Source organism: Ruegeria sp. R8_1 (genome assembly GCF_017743815.1).
Taxonomy (GTDB): Bacteria; Pseudomonadota; Alphaproteobacteria; order Rhodobacterales; family Rhodobacteraceae; genus Ruegeria; species Ruegeria lacuscaerulensis_A.
Genome location: NZ_JAGHRL010000024.1, coordinates 1 through 679, shown reverse-complemented (window position 1 = coordinate 679; position 679 = coordinate 1). Strand labels below are relative to the sequence as shown.

Annotated in this window: 1 protein-coding gene; it reads right to left on the bottom strand. The window is 60.8% G+C overall.

Features of this window, described 5'->3' with window-relative positions; all coding sequences use genetic code 11:
- The coding region (locus J7380_RS20620) for a molybdopterin cofactor-binding domain-containing protein (RefSeq protein ID WP_209198719.1) at positions 1-679 on the bottom strand (679 nt) is incomplete at both ends.

Sequence of the window (679 nt, the reverse complement as noted above, 5' to 3'; positions counted from 1 at the left end):
TGATAGGTCGCCTCGGGCCGGCCGGCACCGCGATAGGCATCCACCGGCACCGTGTTGGTGAACATTGCCTTCACGTTCACCTGAATGACCGGCGTCTTGTAATTGCCCGCCATCAGCGTGCCGTGCAACCATGTGGGCACGGAACTTGAGAAGGTCGACAGATAGGCACCCAGGTTCGCATAGGTGTTGGTGCGCAGCCCGACAAAGTTATTGTCCGCATCCAGCGCCAGCTCGATCGTGCCCACGTGGTCGCGGCCATGGGCATCGGACATGAACGCCTCGGACCGGCTGGCCGACCATTTGACAGGCCGGTTGCAGGCCTTGGCGGCAAAGGTCACAAACGCCTCTTCCGCATAGTGGAAGATCTTGGTGCCAAAGCCGCCGCCCACATCCGGGGCCACCACGCGGACCTTGTGTTCCGGCAGGCCCAGCACAAAGGCGCACATCAGCAGGCGGATCACATGCGGGTTCTGCGAGGTGGTATAGAGCGTATAGTCCTCGGTCCCACGGCTGTATTCCGCCACCGCCACGCGCGGCTCCATCGGGTTGGCAACCAGACGGTTGTTCACCAGATCCAGCGTGGTCACATGGGCCGCATTGGCAAACACCTCATTGACCTTGGCATCATCGGTCTCACCCAGCTGCCAGTCATAGCAGATGTTGTTCTTCAGATCGTCAT